This is a genomic window from Parafrankia sp. EUN1f (assembly GCF_000177675.1).
Classification (GTDB): Bacteria; Actinomycetota; Actinomycetes; order Frankiales; family Frankiaceae; genus Parafrankia.
The window spans coordinates 13,365-33,502 of sequence record NZ_ADGX01000092.1 but is presented as its reverse complement, the minus strand read 5'-3'; the positions used below and the strand labels follow the sequence as shown (position 1 = coordinate 33,502).

The following is a 20,138-nucleotide window of genomic DNA, read 5'->3' as shown; positions in this document are numbered from 1 at the left end:
GCGGCCCGGTCGGCGGCGGCCCGGCGCAGGAGCCGGACCCACGGGCGGCGGCAGCCGCGATCGCCGCCGCACAGGGCACGGAGCACTTCTACGGAACCGGCGAGATCGAACTGTCCGCGGCGGCGATCGCCGGCCCGCTTCGGGTCACCGCGTACGACGGCGACGCCTCCTGGGCGAGCCTTCCGATGATCTCCGGCAGGTGGTTCGGTGGACCCGGCGAGGCCGTCGTCGACACCCGGTTCCTGCGCGCGGCGAACACCGAGGTCGGAGGGACGGTCACCCTCGACGACGACGGCCACACGATCACACTCCGGATCGTCGGCGAGTTCTTCGACCTCAATGCCGACACCATCGACCTGAGGACCGACATGGGCTCGCTCGCGAGCCTCGGACTCAGCCTGGCTCCAAGCAGGTTCGACGTCGATCTCAGGACCGGCACGGACGCCGTGCAGTACCTGGCGCGGCTGCGGCCGGACCTCGAGGCGGCCGGTGCGATGGGCCGGACGAACGATCCCGCGCCCGGCAGCACGATCATCATCATGAAATCGCTGATCACAATGCTGACCCTGATGATCGCGGCCGTGGCGGTGCTCGGCGTCCTCGACACGGTCGTGCTGGATGTCCGACGCCGGGTGCGGGACTTCGGCATCCTCAAGGCGCTGGGAATGACGCCGCGCCAGACCATGGTGGTGATCGTGACCTCGGTGGCCGGCATCGGGCTGCTGGCCGGGTTCGTCGGCGTACCCACCGGGATCGCCCTGCACCACTTCGTCGTGCCCAGGATGGGTGCCACCGGCGGCACCAGCGTCCCGGCCCGCTATCTGGACGTCCTGCGCCTGCCGGAACAGCTCGGCCTGCTCGCCGGCGGCCTCGTCATCGCCGTCGCGGGAGCGCTGGCACCCGCCGGGTGGGCGGCGGGAAGCAGGACCGCGACGGCGCTGCGCTCCGATTGACCCGCCGGAGCCCACCATCCGACGCCTGCCGCGGCTGATCGCCCGCGGCTAGTCGCCGGTGGTGGGCTCCGGTGCGCCACCGAAAATGCTGTTGCAGAACAGCAGGTAGAACTGGTCGGGCTGGGGCACGTACTCAAGCTTCTCCAGCTCGCTCTTGTGGTCCCCCTCGGTCTCCAGGGCGAACGTGCCGTAGCCGAGCACCCGACCGTTGGGATCGAGGGTGTACGAGAGGTCCGTGATCTTCGACATCGGAATGCTCTGCACCTTGAGGGAAATGATGCCGGACACCTTGACAAACCGCGAGTTCGTGACCAGCAGGATCGTGCAGTACCAGGTGAGCATGCGCCACAGCAACCGCAGGACAGCGGCGAGTGCACCCCACCACAGCAGCGTGATCAGAATGCCGCCACCCCGGCCATGGGCCGCGGCATAGATGTTGAGTGCCACGACGCCCACGAGGACCGCGACCGTCTCGAGCACCACCCGAGCAAGAACCACCCAGTGCAGTCTAATCCGGACAATTGCCTGCTCATTCGCCGCCAGAAATCGGTAATTACGCACGCAGAGCTCGCCCCCGTCTCCACACTTTGCCACATGATCGCACATTTCGGGCGCCGCTGACCACCCCGGAGGAGATCCGGTTCAAGGACCGCGGGCGAAGCCGGCACAGCGCCGGGTCGGCGTGACACCAATCGCGCTCCGGACAATCGTCCGAACTGCCAGCCCGCCATGGGAACCGGTATTGAACCGCGGCACCGCCGACCCGGCGGCGACAATGTCGTGCCAGCGACATTGACATCACCACCGAAGCCGGCGATGATCACTCATCTCCTCCGGCTCGGCGGTTTGGAGTCAGCCACCCGCGGGTGACGAGCCGCCGAGGCCCCACGGCGAGAAACCGCGGCCCGGCGGATAGCGCACCGCTCACCGCCGGGCGGTCCGGGGGTAGCTCCGCCAGGTGGCTCGACGGTGAATCGAAGGAGAATTTCCGTCGACGAGGTCGACAGCTCAAAGCCATGGCGAGAACACATTTCCCAACGACGGCAACCCGCACTCACCAGGGTAGTCGATCTTGATATTGTTGCCGCGAAAGTGTTCAGCCTGCGGAGTCCGGTGGATGGATCACAGCCGCGAACTCCGCTCCAGGGGAGAGCTCACAGGTGATCGGGATGCCAGGTTTACGGCGCGCCTGACGTACGGCGACACGACCCGATCCCACTTTTCTTTCGAGACCACCAGCCAGGGGGCCTGATGCTCTCCCGCCGTCGGACGCTGTGCGCTGCGCTCTGCGCGGTCATCCTCGGAACGGCGAGCCTGCTCGCCGGATGCTCGTCGCCCGAGGCAAGCGCGGCCGTCGGCTGCACGGCGCCCGGTGTGACCGACGACCAGATCAGTCTCGGCGTGCTGGTCCCGGACTCCGGGCCGGCCGCGGAGGGCTTCACGAACTCACTGGCCGGGGTCGAGGCCCGCCTCGGCGCGGTGAACGCGGCCGGCGGGGTGAACGGCCGCAAGGTCGTCTACCAGTGGCGCGACGACAAGGGCTCGGCAACCGGAAACGACCTCGGTGCCCGCGAACTCGTCGAGCGCCAGCGGGTCTTCGGGCTGGTCGAACTGTCGGTGGCGGCCTCGGCGAGCGCGGCCTACCTGGCCGGCCAGGGAGTTCCCGTGACCGGCCTGGCCAACGAGCCGGTCTGGTCGACGATGCCGAACATGTTCGCCTTCACCTATGTGACCGGCGCCGCCGTCGACACACAGGGGCGGTTTGTGAGTTCCCAGGGCGGTACCCGTGCGATGATCCTGCAGCCCGCACTGTCGGCGGGCATGACCGAGACCGGGCAGAAATACGAGGCCAGCATGAAGGCCGCCGGCGTTCGCGTGGTCGACGTCGTCAACTTCACCTCGGGTGTCGACACGCCGACCGCGGTTGCCAAAAGAGTCATCTCGGCAAAGGCCGACACGATTATCAGCCTCATTTCCCCGGAGAATCTCATCGGCGTCCTCAACCTGCTGCGGCAGGCCAGTCGCGCGCCGAAGGTGGTCCTTTCGACCAACGGCTACGGCCGGGAGCTGCTGCAGAACTTCGGGGCGCAGGCGGCGGGAATCACCATGCCGCTGGTTTACCGGCCGTTGGAGCTCGGCGGCCAGGCGACCCAGGCCTACCTCGATGCGATGACGCGGTACGCACCGCAGGTCACCCATCCCGAGAACGACGCCTCGGTGCTCGCCTACATCGCCACCGACATCTACCTGGAGGGCCTGCGCCTGGCCGGGGCCTGCCCGAACCGCCAGGGCTTCATCGGTCGGCTGCGCGCGGTGAACAGCTACGACGCCGGCGGCCTGATCAGCCCGATCAGCTTCCGCACCGACGCGCTCCGGCCGACCACGTGCTACTCCTTCGTGCAGGCCAACGCGGCCGGCAACGGGTTCCTCGTGGTCGAGCCGGATCTGTGTGGCAGCGCGATCAGCCCCTGATCAGGGCCACCGATCAGGGGCGCCGATCAGGGCGCCGGCGGACCGGCCGACCGATGTTCACCCAGAACGGATTCGCCGTGGGCTCCTTCCCTGAACCCGGGTTGGGCGCCAGACTTCGGTGTTGTGAGCATCCTCGACGACGCCCTTGAGGGCATGGACCTCGACGTCCGACCGCAGGACGACCTCTTCGGCCATGTGAACGGCCGATGGCTCGTCGAGGCGGAGATCCCTTCGGACCGTTCGAGCTGGGGCCCGTTCGTACAGCTCGCCGATGCCGCCGAGCAGCAGGTCCGCGACATCATCACCGACCTCGCCGCCCAGGACCCCGCCGCCCAGGGCGAGGAGACGCGGAAGATCGCCGACCTCTACAACTCCTTCCTGGACTTCGACGCGGTCCAGGCGCTCGGCCTCGACCCGGTACGTCCGCTGCTGGACGCCGCCGGGGCGCTGGGTGACGTCCAGGGCCTCGCCGCCTTCCTCGGCGGCTTCGAGCGGATCGGCGGCAACGGGCTGTTCGGCTCCTACGTCGACACCGACGACCGCAACTCGGACCGCTACCTGTTCCATCTGCGGCAGGGCGGCCTCGGCCTGCCCGACGAGTCGTACTACCGCGACGACCGGTTCGCCGAGATCCGCGAGAAGTACGCCGCCTACCTGGCCCGCATGTTCGAGCTCGCGCAGCTGCCCGACCACGAGGAGGCCGCGCAGCGGATCCTCGCCCTGGAGACCCTGCTCGCGAAGGGCCACTGGGAGCGGGCCGAGACCCGCGACGTCCAGAAGACCTACAACCTCATGACCACCGCCGAGCTGGCGGCGCTGTGCCCCAGCTTCGACTGGGACGCCTACGTCACCGCGCTGGGCGGTCAGCTGACCGGCCCGCACGCCACGCTCGCCGAGGCGTGCGTGCGGCAGCCGTCGTTCTTCGAGCACCTGTCGATCGTGCTGAGCGACACTCCGGTCGAGGTCTGGCGCGAGTGGCTGGCGAGCCGGGTGCTGCGCGCGGCCGCACCGTACCTTTCCGAACCGTTCGTCCAGACGAACTTCGACTTCTACGGCCGCACTCTCAGCGGCGCGCCCGAGCCGCGGGCGCGTTGGAAGCGCGGGGTGTCGTTCGTCGAGACCGCGATCGGTGAGGCCGTCGGCCGGGAGTACGTCGCCCGCCACTTCCCGCCGCAGGCCAAGGCGCAGATGGACAACCTCGTCGCGAACCTGCTCGCGGCCTACCGCGAGTCGATCTCCCGGCTGGACTGGATGACCGAGGAGACCAAGCAGCGCGCCTACGAGAAGCTCGAGACGTTCCGGCCGAAGATCGGCTACCCCGACCGGTTCCGGGACTACTCGGCCCTGCAGGTGCGCCGGGACGACCTGGTCGGCAACGCGCAGGCCGCCGCCGCGTTCGAGACGGACCGGGAGCTTGCCAAGATCGGCTCGCCGGTCGACCGGGACGAGTGGTTCATGCTCCCGCAGACGGTCAACGCCTACTACAACCCGGGCACCAACGAGATCTGCTTCCCTGCCGGGATCCTGCAGAAGCCGTTCTTCAGCCCGGACGCCCACCCGGCCGAGAACTACGGCGGCATCGGCGCGGTCATCGGGCACGAGGTCGGCCACGGCTTCGACGACCAGGGTGCGCAGTACGACGGCGCCGGCAACCTCAACGACTGGTGGACCCCGGCCGACAAGGCCGCCTTCGAGGTGAAGTCCAAGACGCTGGTCGAGCAGTACAACGCGCTCGAGCCGCGCAACCTCCCCGGGGAGAAGGTGAACGGTGCGCTCACCGTGGGCGAGAACATCGGTGACCTCGGTGGCCTGACCATCGCGCACACCGCGTACATCATCTCCACCGGCGGTGAGGCGTCCCGGGACGACCGGCGGCGGCTGTTCATGAACTGGGCCTACGTGTGGCGCACCAAGCGCCGCCTCGAGCTCGAGCGCCAGTACCTCGCCACCGACCCTCACAGCCCGCCGGAGCTGCGGGCCAACATCGTGCGCAACCTCGACGAGTTCCACGAGGTCTTCGGCACCGCCCCCGGCGACGGCCTGTGGCTCGACCCGGACGACCGGGTCCGCATCTGGTAGCTGGGCGAATCCGAGCCCCGCCGCCTCGACTGGCGTTGCTACCGAACAAGAGTGGAGGATTTTGGTCGTCGGAACGACCAAAATCCTCACTTCTTGCGGACTTCTTGCGGATTGCCAGGTGATTCCGCGCCCCTTTTGCCCTCTAATGGGTTGTTGACGCTGCGCGGCGGTACGGGATCCTCGGTGGGCTTCCGTGCGGCGGGCGGCCCCGGTCTCAACCGGCGGCATTCGTCCCGTCCGCGCGCAGCACGCCACGGCGGACCAGCTCGCCGATGACCTCCTCGGCCGCCGCGCGGGCGTCGGCGAGCCGGGCCCGCGCCGCCGCCTGCGAGTGACCGGCGACGATGGCGTCGACGACACGCCGCTGAGCCTCGACGACCTCCTCGGGTGTGCGCCGGTCGCTCTCCCGCGCGGCCCAGGAGAGGAAGCCGCCCACGCCCTGCAGCTCGGCGAGCAGGCGTGGGGTCGCACCCGCATCATGCTGCAGCTGGACGATCTCGGCGACGAGATCCTTCGTACGGGTGCCGGTCACCCCTGCCTCGGCCCGGCCGTCGGCGGACGCGCTGCCGGCAGACGCGCTGCCGGCAGACGCACTGCCGGCAGACGCACTGCCGGCCAGCGCCTGGAGGAGGTCCTGGAGCCGGGCGAGCACCTGCGGGTCGCGGTCCTTCGCGACCCGCGCCGCCGCGACCCCGCTCAGCACGCCAAGGACGTGGAAGTCCGCGCGCAGCGTGCCGGCGTCGAAGTGCGCCACGATCGCCACCCGGTGCATCCGGGTGGCGATCAGCCCATCCCGCTCGAGCAGCACGAGTGCCTCGCGGACCGGGGTGGGGCTCACCCCGAGCGCCGTGCCGATCCGTTCGACGTCGATCCGGTCGCCGTGCCGGAGACTGCCCGCGAAGATCTCCCGCTGCACGTACTCGACGACCGCGGCGCTTGTTCTGGTGCGCCGCAGCGCGGCTGGGACAACCACCTGACCATCGTGACCACCACGAGCGGCAAACGTCAATTAAGTATCCAAAATTGTAGATTGCCACTGGTACAGAGTGAACGTACACTCATGTACGCGTGAGCGCGGCCACGGCCGCACCGACCCAAGGAGGCCCTGAATGGCGGGACTGGCTGGTCTGCGCGTGGTGGACGCCGACGCCCACATGACCGAACGGCACGACCTGTTCACCGAGCGCGCGCCGAAGGGGTACGAGGACCGGGTCCCCCACGTCGAGAAGATCGACGGTATGGACATGTGGGTCATCGAGGGCAAGACGTTCGGCAAGGCGGGCTCGGGCGGCACTGTCGACCACGACGGGAAGAAGCACGCGTTCCGCGACTCCCAGGGCGGCTCGTGGGGCATCAAGGACGTGCACCCCGCGGCGTGGGACCCGAAGACGCGCCTGGCCCTGATGGACGAGCTCGGCATCCAGGCCCAGGTCCTCTACCCGAACGCCATCGGCATCGGCGGCCAGAACCTGCGCAACTCGGTCAAGGACGAGGTACTTCTCCGGCTCTGCGTCGAGCTGTACAACGACGCGATGGCCGAGGTGCAGGCCGAGTCCGGCGACCGGCTGCTCCCCATGCCGATCATGCCGGCGTGGGACATCGCGGCCTGCGTCCGCGAGGCCGAGCGCTGCGCCGCGCTGGGCTACCGCGGGGTCAACATGACCGCCGACCCGCAGGACTCGGGCTCCCCCGACCTCGGCCACCCCGACTGGGACCCGTTCTGGGAGGTCTGCGCCGGGCTGCGCCTGCCGGTGCACTTCCACATCGGCGCCAGCCAGACCTCGCTGTCCTACTTCGGCACCACCTACTGGCCCAGCCAGGACACCTACGTCAAGCCGGCCATCGGCGGCGCCTCGCTGTTCCAGAACAACTCCCGGGTGCTGCTCAACAGCGCCTACTCGGGCATGTTCGACCGGCACCCCGACCTGAAGATGGTCTCCGTCGAGAGCGGCATCGGCTGGATCCCCTTCATGCTCGAGGCGATGGACTACGAGCTTGAGGAGAACGCCCCCAAGCACGCGGAGAAGCTGAACAAGCTGCCGTCGGAGTACTTCCGTGACAACTGGTACGCCACGTTCTGGTTCGAGACCGGCCGCGGCGACCTGCAGCACCTCATCGACCAGGTCGGCGAGGACACCATCATGTTCGAGACGGACTTCCCGCACCCGACCTGCCTGCACCCGGACCCCATCGGTCTGGTCAGCGAGAAGATTCTGACCCTGCGCCCGGAGACGCAGGAGAAGGTCATGGGCGGAAACGCCGCCAAGCTCTACCGGATCTGACGACTCGTCGACGGATTGGGCGGCCGGGACCCCCTGGAACAAGCAGTGGCCCGGCCACCCGCCCGACGTCCCAGCGCCGGATCGTCCCAGCTCAGGGCCCCAAGGGATAAACGAACACTAACTTATTGTTATCCTGAGCGAACCGACCAATCGGGCGCACAGGAGCCAAGGAAATGACCGATACGACGACCCCCACCACGGGGGCCATTGACGCGGAGTGGGTCGAGCAGCATTTCGATCACCTCTCCCCGGAGCTCGCCCGCGATCTGCATCCCGCGTTAGCGCTGGCCCGTTCGAAGTGCCCGGTCGCCCACAGCGATCAGTACGGAGGATTCTGGGTCGCGACCGCCTACGAGGACGTTCTGAAGGTCGCCCAGGACTGGCAGACCTTCAGCTCCGAGCTGGGTATCACGGTGCCGCGTCAGGATGAGCAGCGAAAGGTCCTCCCGGTCACGATCGACCCGCCGCTGCAGCGCACCTTCAAGAAACTGATCAACATTCACTTCCGCCCGGCGACCGTCGCCGCCTGGGAATCAGCGACCCGCGATCTCGTGAACCGTCTCATCGACGGATTCATCGAGGCCGGTGAATGCGAGTTCATGGAGGCCTTCGCCCGGCCGCTGCCCGGCATGGCGTTCTTCGACCTGGCCCTGCACGCACCCGCCGAGGACCTCGAGGAGGTCAACCGGCTGGCGACGCTCGCCTCGTCACCGCACCTGCCGGAGTCCCGCGAGTCGCACGGCAAACTGGCCCTCTGGATCAAGGACTTCCTCGAGGAACGGCGGCGGTCCGGCCCGCGCGACGACGTCGTGGACGCGGTGATGAACGCGGAGATCGACGGCCGGCCGATCACCATCGAGGAGGCGATCGGCACCATCCACCTGCTCATTCTCGGCGGCCTGGAGACGACCGCGGGCGTGCTCGGCGCCTCGCTGCTGCGCTTCTGCGCGCACCCGGAGATCCCGGCGCTGCTGCGCGAGCAGCCGGAGCTGATCCCCAAGGCGATGGAGGAGCTCCTGCGCCTCGACGGGTCCTTCATCTGCATCGGCCGCACCGCCCGGCACGACACCGAGCTCGGCGGCAGGCAGATCAAGGCAGGTGAGCAGGTACTCATCTACTGGGCGTCCGCCAACCGGGATGAGGGCGAGTTCGCCAACCCCGACGAGTTCGACGTCGCCCGGGAGCAGAACCGGCACATCGCGTTCGGCGCCGGCCCGCACCGCTGCGCCGGCTCCAACCTCGCCCGGATGAACCTGCGCATCGCGTACGAGGAGATCGTCCGCCGGCTGCATGACATCCGACTGCAGCCAGGCGCGGACGTCCACTACCACTCGACCTTCAACCGGGCACCGCTGTCGGTGCCGATCACCTTCCGCCCCGGCCCCCGGGTCTTCCCGGCGGACTCGTAGCCACGACGTTGAACAGGTCGGCGGCGGAGGACAGGTCGGACAGGTCGACGATGGCCGACGGGTCAGCGGAGACGGGGGCTCAGGCGGCGGCCGAGGCGGCGGACATCCAGGCCGCGGTCGCCGGCCTCACCGTGCCCGGACTGCTCGCGCGGCAGTGCCGGACACGGCCCGACGAGGCCAGCGTGCACTGGCGGGACGAGGACACCTGGCGGGCCTGGTCGTGGCGGGAGTACGGGGCGCAGGTCGCCCGGATCGCGGGAGCGCTGGAACGGCTCGGGTTCGGCCGCGGTGACCGGGCGGTGCTCCTGACCCACCCGGGCCCCGAGTTCCACGTGCTGGACTCGGCCGTGCTCCTGCTCGGCGGATGCCCGATCTCGATCTACAACTCGTCGCCGCCCGAGCGGATCCGCCACCTCGTCGCGCACGCGGGCGCGAGCGTCGTCGTCGTGGCGGATCGCGTGCTCCTCGACCGGGTCCTGGCCGTCCGCCACGCGTTGCCGGGGCTGCGGCACGTCATCGTGCTGCGCCCCGGCGCCGGCGACCCGGCCGGCGGCACGCCGGCCAGCGGCACTCCGGCCGAAGCCCCGCTACCCGGTGGCGTGCTGGGCGACGGTGTGCTGCCCGACGGCGTGCTGAGCTGGGCGGACCTGCTCGAAGCCGAGCCGGTGAACCTCGCCGGGCGGGCGGCGCTGGCCCGGCCCGAGGATCTCGCCACCGTCATCTACACCTCCGGGACGACCGGGCTCCCCAAAGGCGTGCTGCTCGACCAGCGGGCGGTGCTGTGGCAGTGCGAGAGCTACCGCCGCCGGCTCGACCGTGACCTGACCGGTGCCCGCTGGATCAGCTACCTGCCGCTCGCCCACATCGCGACCCGCTTCTACGCCCAGTACTGCCACGTCTACGCCGGCCTGGAGGATGTCGTCTGCCCCAACCCGGCCGACGTCGCGTCGGTACTCCCGGACCGTCCGCCACAGCTGTTCTTCGCCCCGCCCTACCTGTGGGAACGGTTCCTGGGTGAGCTGCGGGCCTGGGTCGACTCCCTCGGTGACCCGGCGCTGGCGGATCGGTACCGGCGCGCGCTGGAGCTCGGCCAGCGGGTCGCGCTGCACGAGTTCGCGGGCGAGGCGATCCCCGGCGAGCTGGCCGGCGAGTACGCACGGTTACGACCGGCCGCCCGGGAGCTGCGTGCCCGCCTCGGCCTCGGTGACCTGTGGACGGGCGCGATCGGCGCCGCGCCGGCGAACCCGGCGCTGCTGGCCAGCTGGATCGGCCTGGGCGTGCCGATGTTCGAAGGCTATGGCCTGTCCGAGTCGACCGGCCTGCTCACCGTCGACCCGTTCGCGTACCGGCCCGGCACCGTCGGCCGGCCCATGCCGGGTGTCGAGGTACGCCTCGACGACGACGGTGAGCTGCTGTTCCGCTCCGGGGCCGCGTTCCGCGGCTACCTCGACGACCCCGCGCAGACCAGCGCCGCGGTCGATCGGGATGGCTGGATCCGCACCGGCGACCTCGCCTCCCTCGATGACGGCCATGTCGTCCTCCGAGGCCGTAAGAAAGAGCTTCTCATCACCGCCGGCGGGGAGAACGTGTCACCGGTGGCTGTCGAGATCGCTCTCGCGGCGCAGCCGCTCGTCGGGCAGGTCTGCGTCGTCGGCGACGGCCAGCCGGGCCTGGGGGCACTGGTCATCCTGGACGCACAGGCCGCCGCGAGCTGGGCTGCCGAACGGGGCGGCGTGGGCCGCGACCCGGCTGACCCGGCCGGCGCGGCCGGCCCGGCCGAGCTTGCCGCGCATCCGGACCTGGTCGCCGAGCTGGCCCGGCAGATCGGCGCGGCGAACGAGACCCTGGTCCGGCCGGAGAAGGTCCGCCGTTTCCGCGTGCTGGCGACCGACTGGCTGCCGGACTCCGACGAGCTCACGCCGACCGCGAAGCTGCGGCGCGCCCAGATAGCCGCCAAGTACGCCGCGGACATCGCCGCGATGTTCGCAGCCCCACCGAACGTTCCCGTCACCTGAGAGGCGGGGACACTCCCTCTTCCGGACGTCCGTCCGCCACCGCACCCTGTACGCCTGGGCGGCGAACGGCCGCCAGCTGACCCGGCAGGCGAACGAGGACCATCTGCTCGACTACCAGGACTGCGACTACGCCGGCTCCGGCAAGCAGATCTGCGGCGGGGTCACGGGCCTTGCGACCGCGACCGGCGGCAGCTACGAGCTGGGCGGGATCGCGCTGCGCGACCTGTCGGACAACGCGAACCTGCACGAGATCCCGTTCCCGAAGTTCTCCTCGGCCGGCCATGTCGTCACCCGCAACCCCGTTGCCCTGGAGCGGATGGGTAACACGCTGCGTCTGTTCACCGCGCCGGACGACGGCGAGGAGGTCGCCGGCACGGAGCTGATCGTGTTCGAGTCGCCCGTCGCCTGAGACAGGCAGTTCCGAAGCCCGGGGCTGTGGCCGGCATACGCAGGCCCTTCCCCGGCTTCGGGCCGCGACGCGGGACGACCAGCGGCGGCCGCGATGGCCGCGATGGCCGCGATGGCTGCCTCGACGTCGACCGCGTGCCCGCCCATCGATGCCACCGGCGCCGGACGCCGGCGGGGATTGGGTCAGGATGTGAGAACAGCCAGCCCGGCCTCGGCGCATTCGTCGTCCTGCTGGGGCAGGCCACCGCTGACGGCGACGGCACCCAGGACGGCGTCCGTCTGCCGAATGAGTACCGAACCCGCACCGGCCAGGATCGGCCTGCGGGCCGCCTGGTCGATCTGGGCGAAGAAGGCGGGCCACGCCTCCTGCATCTGCCGCAGGGATGCGCCGTCGCGGCGGAAAAGGGCGACGGTGGCCGCCTTGGTCTCGGCGATCTGGACCGAGAGCGGGGGTGCGCCATCCATCCGGCCGAGGGCCTGCAGGTGACCGCCTTCGTCGACGACAGCAACCGTGACCGCGCTCCCAGTCTGGTCGCCCGCTCCTGGGCACCGGCGATCACGCGCTGAGCTTCCTGGAGTGTCAGCGGCATTTGAGCTCCCAGCTAGGTGAACAGTCGTCCTTGCATCGACGACTGTACTGAGATGAACGCCCGCCATGCAAGCACGCGTCAGTACGATGAGTGGGCCATGGACAGCGACGCAGCCGCGGCTCCAGCCGGCCCTCGCCGCCCGAACGCACGGGGCCAGGGTGAGCTACTGCGCGAGGAGATCGTTTCGGCTGCCCTGCGGATGCTCGACGAGCTCGCCGACGACGAGGCGCTCTCCCTGCGTGCGGTGGCGCGCACACTGTCGATCTCTCCGAATTCCGTTTACCTGTACTTTCCGGATCGGGATTCGCTTGTCCTGACCGCCATGCAGCGCTGCCACGAGCAAATCGTCAGAACTGTCGGCGATGCCATGGCAGGGCACACTGATCCCGCGTCCAGACTGCGTGTGCGCCTGCTGACCCAGGCGGCCTGGGCGCAGCAGCATCCCGGTCTCTACAAGGTGATGCACGAAAGCAAGGTCGGCCGGCGGCCCGGTATGCCGTTCAAGGAAGTGCTCCTCGCGCACGCCACCGCTGCCGTACAGGACTGCATGGACGCCGGGGCCGCCCCGCCCGGCGACCCACTCGTGGTCGCGCTCGATCTCCGGGCCGCCGTCATCGGCATGCTCTCGCTGCGGATCAACGAGCCCGACCTGCCCTGGCCACCCATCGCCGAGCAGGTCGACCGCTTCCTCGCCAAGCTCGTCGGCCTCACGCCGCAGACGGCATCCGAACCTTCATCCGACGCTTAGTTTCAGCTAGCCCCTTAGTGAAGCCATGGTCCGGTCATGACTCCAGGTCCATCGGGCGGCCGGCCGGGGCAGGCGGCGACGCCGGATGCGGGACGGCGGCCGCGGCCCGGTCGCGGCGCAGCAGGGCCGTCACGGCGAGGGCGGCGACCGCGGCCGCGACGGCAGCGCAGGTCAGCGCGAGCTGCATGCCGTCGACGAACGCGCTCTGCGCCTGGCGCGCCACCTCAGGTCCCAGCCGGGAGGCGACCGCCAGCGAGGAGCGGGCCTGTTCGACGGCCTGCTCCGGCAGACCGGCCGGCTGCAGCCGGTCGCGGTAGGTCGACTGCATGACGCTGCCGAGCACGGCGATGCCGAGCGCGCCGCCCAGCTCGCGGGCCAGGTCGTTCACCGCCGAGCCGACACCCTGCTTCGCGGCCGGCAGCGCCTCGGTGATCGCGGTCGTCGCCGGGGTCATGGCCAGGCCCATACCGGCGCCGAGCGGCAGCAGGCCGGCGAGCAGCGACCAGTAGGCACTCGTGCCGTCCAGCCGCGAGATCACCAGCAGGCCGGTGGTGACCAGGACAAGCCCGAGGATGATCACCGGTCGCGCGCCCACCCGGGGAGCCAGCCGGGGCGCCATCCCACGGGCACCAGACATGATCGCCAGGGACATCGGCAGCAGGCTCAGGGCCGCGCGCAGCGCGCTGTCGCCTCGGACGAGCTGCAGATACTGCAGGACCAGGAAGATGAAGCCGAAGAAGCCGAAGAACTGCACGGTGATCGACAGCGTCCCGGCGGCGAAGGCTCGATGGCCGAACAGGCGCGGGTCGAGAAGCGGACTGCGGGCCCGGAGCTCCCAGGCCACGAACCCGGCCAGCACCGCGAGCCCGGCCGTGATGCCGCCGAGCGTCCAGGGGCTGGTCCATCCCCTGGTCGGCGCCTCGATCACCGAGTAGACCGCGACGCCGAGGCCGATCGCCGTCAGCAGCGCGCCGAACAGGTCCAGCCGCGGGGCGGACGGGTCGGCCGACTCGGGGATCACCTGCAGCGTGGCGGCCAGGGCGAGCACGGCGAGCGCGACGTTCAGCCCGAAGACGGAACGCCACGACCAGAACTCCAGGAGCAGGCCGGAGGTGAGCACTCCCAGCAGGGCGCTCGCCCCGGCGACGCCCGTCCAGGCCCCGACGGCACGCGGACGCTGGTCCGCGGGGAACGTCGCGGTGATGGTCGACAGGGTCGCCGGCATCACCAGGGCGGCACCGGCGCCGAGCACGGCGCGCAGGGCGATCAGCCAGCCGGGGGTGCTCACCGTCAGCGCCGCCACCGAGCCGGCGCCGAAGATCGCGAGGCCGGCGATCAGGGCTCGGCGGCGTCCGTACCGGTCACCGACGGCCCCGCCGAGCAGCAGCAGGGCAGCGAACGGCAGGGCGTAGGCGTCGATGATCCATGACAGCTGGGTCTGGGTGGCGTGGGTGTCACGGGCGATCGACGGGAGCGCCACGTTGAGGGATGCGACGGCGGCGACGACCGTGGCGAGCGCGAGCATGATCACTGGAAGAGTGGCGCGACTGGTGGTGGCGCCGCCCCCGTGGCTGCTGGCATCGCTGGAACCGACGGTGCCTCTGCCGCTGGTACCGCCCTGCGGGTCGGTCGGCGGCTCCTGGGCCGCACTGAGGATGGTCATCGTGACCTCCGGTGGGGAGATGCTGACGTTGCCAACCTGCGGCACCGCGTCCCATGATTTCAACGGTGATGAATAAACCCGCCGCGGGCAGCCGCGGCCGACGGCCCGGCAGCCCGGACACCCGCGCCGCGATCCTCGAGGTCGCCCGCCGCCGTTTCCTCGACCAGGGGTACCGCTCGGTCTCGCTGCGTGCGATCGCCGCCGAGGCCGAGGTGGACGTCGCCCTGATCAGCTACTTCTTCGGCTCCAAGAAGGGCCTGTTCGGCGCGGCGCTCGGCCTGCTCGCCAACCCGCCCGAGCTGCTTTCCAGCGCGCTGCAGGGTGACCGGGCCACCATGCCGGAGCGGGTGCTGCGCACGATCCTCACCACCTGGGACGATCCCGACCTCGGCGGCCAGCTGGCGGTCATGGCGGTGGCGCTGGTGCAGGAGCCCGAGCTGGCCCGGCTCTTCCGGGAGGTGCTGGAACGCGAGATCGTCGGCCGGGTCGCCGACCACCTGGGCGGCGCCGATGCCCCGCAACGGGCGGCCGCGTTCACCGCGCAGGTGGCCGGCACCATCTTCAGCCGCTACATCCTCCGGCTCGAACCCATCGCGAGCATGCCCGCCGATGAATTAGTCCGGTACCTCTCCCCGGGACTACACGCGGCACTGCGCTCCCCGCACCCCGGTCGGCGATGACGGTCACCGCACGGGACACGGAACTGGCCATCCGTGCCATATTCGGACGCGTGACCAGTCCCCAGGAAACACGCAGACGGCTGCCGGCCTACGCCGAGGTCGGGCTCGGCCTGGGCCAGATCGTGGACGGCGAGCTGCCCGGAACCGTCGCGGTTCTCCCGACGATGTGGGCGTCCGGCAGCCGCCGGCCGATGATCTCGATCGCGGCCACCTGGGTCGACACCCACTCGGCATGCTCGCCATCCAGGCCCTCGAACCACGGCTGGTGGTCACCCTCGAACTGGACGTCCACCTGTTCGACGGGATCGACGGCGCCACCTCACTGCGCACCGCCGCGCGCATCGCCCGCGCCGGGTCGTCGGTGGTCGTCGCCCGGATGGACATCACCACGGCGGCGGGGGCACGGGTCGGTTTCGGCCACGGCACGTTCATGGCCGCACCCGACCCGACGAAGACGATGCCCAGCATCGCGAAGGCGCTGGCCAGGTACCAGGCCGGGCAGGCACCCCTGGACGAGCCCTTCGCGCGGCGGGTCGGCTGCGAGCGCACCGCGCCGGGCGAGGCCATGATGCCCGTGGCCCCCTATGTGGTCAACGGGACGAAGGCGATCCAGGGCGGCCTGCTCACCGCGACCGTCGAGGAGGCCGCGCGCTCCGCCGACCCCGACAACCGGCCGCTGGCGCATATGCACGTCCGCTACCTGCGGCCGGTGCGGGTCGGGCCCGCCGTCGCCCGCGCCGCCGTGCACGGCGGCATCGGCGAGGTCGACGTCCACGACAGCGGCACCGGGGCACTCGCCCTGATCGGCACCACCCACGCCGCCACCAGCTGAGCCGATCCCCCGGGTCTGCGATCCGTGGTCTACGCGACGCCGCGGAGGCGTTTGGTGGGCCCCGAAACGCGTGCTGAATCACTGATGATCTACGTGCTATTTCCATGGTCAACTATGTGCGGGCCCGCGACCGTTGGCTGACCGGCTACGTCGACCACCTGGCGACCCGGAAAGCCCCCGGCGCTCGGCGTCACCCGGGACCCCACCCCATAGTTTCAGGTACAGCATTACTGAAGCTAAGATTCGACCATGGTTTCAGGTCAGTCGGGCGGCCAGCCGGCCGTCGATACCCAGGTCGGCACGGGCGCGGCCACGGGTACCGGCACCGGCTGGCCGGCCCTGGGCTGGGAGGAGCACGACTGGGTCTCGAAGATCCCGGATGATCTGGTCTCCACCCGGATGCGCGCACGCCACCAGGGTCCGTATCGAGCCGCCGTCGTGCCGATGATCGCCGGCCGGGCTCCGGCTCTACCCAGCCACGTGGCGTCGATGGCGGACGACGCCTCGGCCGAGATCGCCCGCTTCGACGCGGAGCTCGGCGCGGAGGTCGCGCCGTTCGCCTCCGTGCTGCTCCGCTCCGAGTCCGCCTCGTCCTCCAGGATCGAGAACCTCACCTCGGGAGCCAAGGCGATCGCCCTCGCCGAGCTCGGCAGCACCGAGAAACGCAACGCGGCCGAGATCGTCGGCAACGTCGCCGCGATGCGGGCGGCCCTCGACCTCGCCGACCGTCTGGACGAATCCGCCGTCCTCGCGATGCACGCCGCGCTGATGGCGGGCCATGCGCCGGGCATCGGCGGCCGGTGGCGCGAGGAGCAGGTCTGGATCGGCGGCGACTCCTACGGGCCCCATGGGGCGTCCTTCATACCCCCGCACCACTGCCACGTCCCAGCCCTGATGGCGGATCTCCTGCGCTTCGCGAACAGGGCCGATATTCCGGTCCTGAGCCAGGCCGCCGTCGCGCACGCCCAGTTCGAGACGATCCACCCGTTCCCCGACGGGAACGGCCGAACTGGCCGCGCGCTCGTCCACGCGATGCTGCGTCGCCATGGCCTGACCCGGAACGTCACGGTGCCGGTCTCGGCCGGCCTGCTCACCGACACCACCGCCTACTTCGACGCCCTCGACGCCTACCGTGACGGCGACGTGGCCCCGATCGTCGAAAGGTTCGCGACCGCGTCGGTCACCGCGATCACGAACGGGCGCCAGCTGGCGAGCGAGCTGCGGGCGATCCGCGCCGGTTGGGAGAATCGGCTGAAAATCCGGCGCGACGCCCGGGCGTGGCAGCTCGCGGACCTGCTTCTGCGCCAGCCCGTCGTCGACGCCCAGGCCGTGGCGGCCGAGCTGGGGATCACTCGACAGAACGCCCAGCGAGTGATCGCGCCACTCGCGGAGGCCGGAATCATCACCGAGTTCACCGGCTTCACCCGCAACCGGATGTGGCAGTCGTCCGAGGTTCTCAGCGCGCTGGACTCGTTCGCCGCCCGCGCCGGCCGCCGCGGCGCCCCGTAACCGTCAGCGGGACGGATTCGGTGAGCAGAGCAGTCTCGGTCAGCAGAGCGGATTCGGGCCGGAGCAGCATCCTGCTGCCATTTTTAAGCTATAGCATGCCAGGGGGCTTGCCGCAAGACCCAGGTTGTACCGCAGAATCGCGGACCGAAGCCGGAACTGCGGAAACGAGGGTCGCGATATGCACGTGTCGCTGTCGACGAACGAGCCACGCGGGGTGGACATCCACCTCGGTTCGGAGCCGCTCGCGTGAATCCGGTGACGACGAACGCGTTCGGTCTTCCCGACCATCTCGCCGCCAAGGCCGCGTCGGAGCTGATCGCCGACGACGAGCGGCACCTGGCGGCCATCGCGGCGAGCCTGGAGCAGTCGATCGCCGACCTGGTCCGCCGCCTCGACGCCGAGCGGCTGGCTCCCGGCGGTCTCGGTCAGGCGGCGATGGATCGGGACATCGAGATCTACCGGCTGAGCACCCGCCTGCGCGCCCTGCGCCGCTTCGGTCTGGACCTGTGCCTCGGCCGCATGGTCCACCCGGACGAGCCCGAACCGCTGTATGTCGGGCGGCTCGGCCTCACCGACAGCGCGGGGCGCCGGCTGCTGCTCGACTGGCGCTCCCCCGCGGCCGAGCCGTTCTTCGGCGCGACCCACGCCAACCCGATGGGCCTGACCAGCCGCCGCCGCTACCGCTGGACCCGCGGCCGGATCAGCGACTACTGGGACGAGATCTTCACCGACGACGTCTTCGACGGGCACGCGGCGCTCGACGACCAGTCCGCGTTCATCGCCAGCCTCGGCAGCAGCCGGACGTCCCGCATGCGCGACGTGCTCGGCACCATCCAGGCCGACCAGGACGCCATCATCCGGGCGGGGTCCGACGGCGCGCTGGTCGTCGACGGCGGCCCGGGCACCGGCAAGACCGTCGTCGCGCTGCACCGCACCGCCTATCTGCTCTACTCCGACGCCCGGGTCGGTGCCCGCCGGGGTGGCGTGCTGGTGGTCGGCCCGCACCAGCCGTACCTGGCCTACGTCGCGGACGTCCTGCCGAGCCTCGGCGAGGAGGGCGTGCAGACCTGCACCGTGCGCGACCTGGTCATCGAAGGTGCGGCGGCGGTGGTCGAGGCCGACCCGGAGGTGGCCCGGCTGAAGTCGTCGGCGGACCTGGTGGGGGCGATCGAGGCGGCCGTCCGGTTCTACGAGGAGCCCCCCACCCAGGGCATGACGATCACGACCGGCTGGTCGGAGCTGTGGCTCGGCCCCGACGACTGGGCCGAGGCCTTCGACGCGCCGGAGCCCGGCACCCCGCACAACGAGGCACGTGACCGGGTCCTGGCGGAGCTGCTCACGATCCTGCTGGACAAGCACATCGACGCCGCCGGGATGGATTCCGACGGCGGCGACCGCGGCGAGGCCACGGCCGGTCTGGTCCGCCGGTCGCTGCTGCGCAACCGGGAGCTGCTCACGGCCCTGAACAACGCCTGGCCGCTGCTTGAGGCGGCCGACCTGGTCGCGGACCTGTGGTCGGTGCCCGCCTACCTGCGCAGATGCGCGCCGTGGCTGAGCCCGGACGAAATCCGCCGGCTCCAGCGCCCGCGAGGCCGGTCCTGGACCGTCTCCGACCTGCCGTACCTCGACGCGGCCCGCCGCCGCCTCGGTGACCCGGCCGAAGCCCGCCGCCGACGCCGGCAGTCCGCCGCGACCGCGGCCGAACAGGAGCGCATGACCAGGGTCATCGACAACCTCCTCGCGGCCGACGACGACGGCGAGGGCGCGATGACGATGCTGCGCGGGCAGGACCTTCGGGACACCCTCGTCGACTCCGCCGCGCTGCCGAGCGCCGACCCGGACCTGCTCGCCGGCCCGTTCGCGCACATCATCGTGGACGAGGCCCAGGAGCTGACCGACGCACAGTGGCAGATGCTGCTGGCACGCTGCCCGTCCCGCAGCTTCACCGTCGTCGGGGACCGCGCCCAGGCCCGGCACGGTTTCACCGAGTCGTGGCAGGAACGGATCGGGCGGGTCGGCTTCGACCGGATCACGCTGGCGTCGCTGACCGTCAACTACCGCACCCCCGAGGAGGTCATGGCCGCGGCCGAGCCGGTCATCCGCGCGGCGCTGCCGGACGCCAACGTGCCGACCTCGATCCGCAGCAGCGGCCTCCCCGTCGTGTACGGGTCGACGTCCGAGCTGGGCTCGGTGCTCGACACCTGGCTTGCCGCGAACGCCGACGGGACCGCCTGCGTCATCGGCGATCCCACGTTCGCGGCGACGTCGCGGGTGCGGTCGCTGCCACCGGAGCTGTCGAAGGGGCTCGAGTTCGACCTGGTCGTCCTCGTCGACCCGAAGGCCTTCGGCGACGGCATCGAAGGAGCCGTCGACCGTTATGTCGCGATGACCCGCGCCACCCAGCAGCTCGTCATCCTCACCAGCCCCTGACGCCGGAGCGGCGAGGCGACGGGCCGTCTCCTCGCCGAGCCTGGCTGACCACCACCCGCGCAGGGAGA

The 20,138-nt window shown here is 70.6% G+C and carries 17 protein-coding genes; 12 read left to right on the top strand and 5 right to left on the bottom strand.

The window, feature by feature from the left end; all coding sequences use genetic code 11:
* Positions 1 to 953 (top strand): ABC transporter permease (locus tag FREUN1FDRAFT_RS24440; RefSeq protein ID WP_006542908.1); only part of this gene is annotated, 953 nt, incomplete at its 5' end.
* A gap of 48 nt (positions 954 to 1,001) precedes the next feature.
* Here FREUN1FDRAFT_RS24440 and FREUN1FDRAFT_RS24435 read toward each other — a convergent pair.
* Positions 1,002 to 1,436: a PH domain-containing protein gene (locus tag FREUN1FDRAFT_RS24435; RefSeq protein WP_232295383.1), complete on the bottom strand. Its 435-nt coding sequence runs from the start codon at positions 1,434 to 1,436 to the stop codon at positions 1,002 to 1,004.
* 768 nt (positions 1,437 to 2,204) lie between these two features.
* Between FREUN1FDRAFT_RS24435 and FREUN1FDRAFT_RS24430 the strand changes: the two genes are divergently transcribed.
* Positions 2,205 to 3,425, top strand: a complete 1,221-nt coding sequence (locus tag FREUN1FDRAFT_RS24430; RefSeq protein ID WP_006542906.1) for an ABC transporter substrate-binding protein — start codon at positions 2,205 to 2,207, stop codon at positions 3,423 to 3,425.
* Positions 3,426 to 3,548: 123 nt separating this feature from the next.
* Positions 3,549 to 5,504, top strand: a complete 1,956-nt coding sequence (locus FREUN1FDRAFT_RS24425) for a M13 family metallopeptidase (protein ID WP_006542905.1) — start codon at positions 3,549 to 3,551, stop codon at positions 5,502 to 5,504.
* Between the two features lie 214 nt (positions 5,505 to 5,718).
* Here FREUN1FDRAFT_RS24425 and FREUN1FDRAFT_RS24420 read toward each other — a convergent pair whose 3' ends face one another.
* A complete protein-coding gene (locus FREUN1FDRAFT_RS24420) occupies positions 5,719 to 6,477 on the bottom strand; it encodes a GntR family transcriptional regulator (RefSeq protein ID WP_006542904.1) in 759 nt (252 codons plus the stop codon).
* Between the two features lie 136 nt (positions 6,478 to 6,613).
* Here FREUN1FDRAFT_RS24420 and FREUN1FDRAFT_RS24415 point away from each other — a divergent pair, with 136 nt between their 5' ends.
* The 4 genes from FREUN1FDRAFT_RS24415 (at position 6,614) to FREUN1FDRAFT_RS47490 (ending at position 11,619) form a co-directional block, all read left to right on the top strand.
* Positions 6,614 to 7,786: an amidohydrolase family protein gene (locus FREUN1FDRAFT_RS24415; protein ID WP_006542903.1), complete on the top strand. Its 1,173-nt coding sequence runs from the start codon at positions 6,614 to 6,616 to the stop codon at positions 7,784 to 7,786.
* 173 nt (positions 7,787 to 7,959) lie between these two features.
* Positions 7,960 to 9,195: a cytochrome P450 gene (locus FREUN1FDRAFT_RS24410; protein ID WP_006542902.1), complete on the top strand. Its 1,236-nt coding sequence runs from the start codon at positions 7,960 to 7,962 to the stop codon at positions 9,193 to 9,195.
* A gap of 50 nt (positions 9,196 to 9,245) precedes the next feature.
* The gene (locus FREUN1FDRAFT_RS24405; protein WP_006542901.1) at positions 9,246 to 11,210 is read left to right on the top strand and encodes a long-chain fatty acid--CoA ligase; all 1,965 of its coding nucleotides are present in this window, start codon (positions 9,246 to 9,248) and stop codon (positions 11,208 to 11,210) included.
* A gap of 46 nt (positions 11,211 to 11,256) precedes the next feature.
* Entirely contained in the window at positions 11,257 to 11,619 is a 363-nt protein-coding gene (locus FREUN1FDRAFT_RS47490; protein WP_369809820.1) for a DUF6454 family protein, read from the top strand.
* Between the two features lie 182 nt (positions 11,620 to 11,801).
* On the opposite strand, the gene FREUN1FDRAFT_RS41895 is transcribed toward FREUN1FDRAFT_RS47490, so the two are convergent.
* Entirely contained in the window at positions 11,802 to 12,275 is a 474-nt protein-coding gene (locus FREUN1FDRAFT_RS41895; RefSeq protein WP_083828799.1) for a heme-binding protein, read from the bottom strand.
* Positions 12,276 to 12,305: 30 nt separating this feature from the next.
* Here FREUN1FDRAFT_RS41895 and FREUN1FDRAFT_RS24390 point away from each other — a divergent pair, with 30 nt between their 5' ends.
* The gene (locus FREUN1FDRAFT_RS24390) at positions 12,306 to 12,956 is read left to right on the top strand and encodes a TetR/AcrR family transcriptional regulator (RefSeq protein ID WP_006542898.1); all 651 of its coding nucleotides are present in this window, start codon (positions 12,306 to 12,308) and stop codon (positions 12,954 to 12,956) included.
* Between the two features lie 34 nt (positions 12,957 to 12,990).
* Here FREUN1FDRAFT_RS24390 and FREUN1FDRAFT_RS24385 read toward each other — a convergent pair whose 3' ends face one another.
* Positions 12,991 to 14,619, bottom strand: coding sequence for an MFS transporter (locus tag FREUN1FDRAFT_RS24385; protein WP_006542897.1), 1,629 nt, complete (start codon positions 14,617 to 14,619; stop codon positions 12,991 to 12,993).
* Between the two features lie 68 nt (positions 14,620 to 14,687).
* Here FREUN1FDRAFT_RS24385 and FREUN1FDRAFT_RS24380 point away from each other — a divergent pair, with 68 nt between their 5' ends.
* Positions 14,688 to 15,299 carry a TetR/AcrR family transcriptional regulator gene (locus FREUN1FDRAFT_RS24380; RefSeq protein ID WP_035953333.1) on the top strand — a complete coding sequence of 204 codons (612 nt, stop codon included), beginning with the start codon at positions 14,688 to 14,690 and terminating at the stop codon, positions 15,297 to 15,299.
* An 88-nt stretch (positions 15,300 to 15,387) separates the two neighbouring features.
* On the opposite strand, the gene FREUN1FDRAFT_RS47485 is transcribed toward FREUN1FDRAFT_RS24380, so the two are convergent.
* Entirely contained in the window at positions 15,388 to 15,522 is a 135-nt protein-coding gene (locus FREUN1FDRAFT_RS47485; protein WP_255348232.1) for a hypothetical protein, read from the bottom strand.
* A 9-nt stretch (positions 15,523 to 15,531) separates the two neighbouring features.
* On the opposite strand from FREUN1FDRAFT_RS47485, the gene FREUN1FDRAFT_RS24375 reads away from it, so the two are divergent.
* The 3 genes from FREUN1FDRAFT_RS24375 to helR all read left to right on the top strand — a co-directional run bounded on the left by FREUN1FDRAFT_RS24375 (position 15,532) and on the right by helR (position 20,070).
* The gene (locus FREUN1FDRAFT_RS24375) at positions 15,532 to 16,131 is read left to right on the top strand and encodes a hypothetical protein (protein WP_006542895.1); all 600 of its coding nucleotides are present in this window, start codon (positions 15,532 to 15,534) and stop codon (positions 16,129 to 16,131) included.
* A gap of 249 nt (positions 16,132 to 16,380) precedes the next feature.
* Positions 16,381 to 17,640 (top strand): Fic family protein, encoded by a 1,260-nt coding sequence (locus FREUN1FDRAFT_RS24370; protein ID WP_006542894.1) that lies wholly within the window; start codon positions 16,381 to 16,383, stop codon positions 17,638 to 17,640.
* 246 nt (positions 17,641 to 17,886) lie between these two features.
* Positions 17,887 to 20,070 (top strand): RNA polymerase recycling motor ATPase HelR, encoded by a 2,184-nt coding sequence (gene helR / locus FREUN1FDRAFT_RS24365; RefSeq protein ID WP_006542893.1) that lies wholly within the window; start codon positions 17,887 to 17,889, stop codon positions 20,068 to 20,070.
* Positions 20,071 to 20,138: the final 68 nt, after the last annotated feature.

Coding starts and splice junctions, on each gene's coding strand:
- FREUN1FDRAFT_RS24390 (WP_006542898.1), top strand. CDS start 12,306: ATGGACAGCGACGCAGCCGCGGCTCCAGCCGGCCCTCGCCGCCCGAAC.
- FREUN1FDRAFT_RS24410 (WP_006542902.1), top strand. CDS start 7,960: ATGACCGATACGACGACCCCCACCACGGGGGCCATTGACGCGGAGTGG.
- FREUN1FDRAFT_RS24370 (WP_006542894.1), top strand. CDS start 16,381: ATGGTTTCAGGTCAGTCGGGCGGCCAGCCGGCCGTCGATACCCAGGTC.
- FREUN1FDRAFT_RS41895 (WP_083828799.1), bottom strand. CDS start 12,275: ATGGCGGGCGTTCATCTCAGTACAGTCGTCGATGCAAGGACGACTGTT.
- FREUN1FDRAFT_RS24385 (WP_006542897.1), bottom strand. CDS start 14,619: ATGACCATCCTCAGTGCGGCCCAGGAGCCGCCGACCGACCCGCAGGGC.
- FREUN1FDRAFT_RS24430 (WP_006542906.1), top strand. CDS start 2,205: ATGCTCTCCCGCCGTCGGACGCTGTGCGCTGCGCTCTGCGCGGTCATC.
- FREUN1FDRAFT_RS24380 (WP_035953333.1), top strand. CDS start 14,688: ATGAATAAACCCGCCGCGGGCAGCCGCGGCCGACGGCCCGGCAGCCCG.
- FREUN1FDRAFT_RS24415 (WP_006542903.1), top strand. CDS start 6,614: ATGGCGGGACTGGCTGGTCTGCGCGTGGTGGACGCCGACGCCCACATG.
- FREUN1FDRAFT_RS24375 (WP_006542895.1), top strand. CDS start 15,532: ATGCTCGCCATCCAGGCCCTCGAACCACGGCTGGTGGTCACCCTCGAA.
- FREUN1FDRAFT_RS24405 (WP_006542901.1), top strand. CDS start 9,246: ATGGCCGACGGGTCAGCGGAGACGGGGGCTCAGGCGGCGGCCGAGGCG.